Origin of the sequence: Desulfovibrio sp. 1188_IL3213 (assembly GCF_036763145.1) — a bacterium.
Lineage (GTDB): Bacteria > Desulfobacterota > Desulfovibrionia > Desulfovibrionales > Desulfovibrionaceae > Desulfovibrio.
The window spans coordinates 1-751 of record NZ_JBAIYR010000699.1 but is presented as its reverse complement, the minus strand read 5'-3'; the positions used below and the strand labels follow the sequence as shown (position 1 = coordinate 751).

1 pseudogene is annotated in these 751 nt (G+C 61.8%); it reads left to right on the top strand.

What is annotated here, in order from left to right:
- Window positions 1-360: pseudogene (locus V6C16_RS14630) on the top strand (hydratase); the annotation flags it as partial.
- Between the last annotated feature and the right edge of the window lie 391 nt (window positions 361-751).

Below are 751 nucleotides of genomic sequence, written 5' to 3'. Positions count from 1 at the left end.
GGCGACGGTTCGGCCCGCGAACAGGCGGCCTCGTGCCAGAAAGTGCTGGGCGGATGGGCCAACCTGGCCGTGGAATACGCCACCAAGCGCTATCGTTCCAACCTGATCAACTGGGGCATGCTGCCCTTCATCGTTGATGCGGACCTCGCCAACGTGCTCCAGGTGGGCGACTGGCTTGCCGTACCCCACGTGCGCAAAGCCGTGCAGGAGGCCGAACCCACCCTGCTGGCCCATATTGTGCGCGAAAACGGCACAAACGAGCAGATCGCCCTTACCCTCAAGGACCTGACCGATGATGAGCGCCAGATCATCCTTGATGGCTGCCTGATCAACTTCTATAACGCCACACGGAAAAAGTAGGCATGTCTGGGTCGTCTGCGTGACACGTGGCGGGCGACCCAGAACTGCTGCATGAGGCGGGCCGTGTCCCCCCTGAGCGGGGGCGGCAAAAGGCGAGACGGGGCCGGTTATGGGGCTTGGCCTTTGAGATGGGTTTGTGTTGCCCTGCGGGCACGAAGGCTTTTTCTCTGATCTTGTTTGGGCCGCCTGCGCGGCGCGCGGCAAGAGGTGAAAGGGGCTTGGTCTTTGCGATAGGTTTGTGTTGCCCTGCGGGCACGAAGGCTTTTTCTCTGATCTTGCTTGGGCCGCCTGCGCGGCGCGCGGCAAGAGGTGAAAGGGGCTTGGTCTTTGCGATAGGTTTGTGTTGCCCTGCGGGCACGAAGGCTTTTTCTCTGATCTTGCTTGGGCCGCC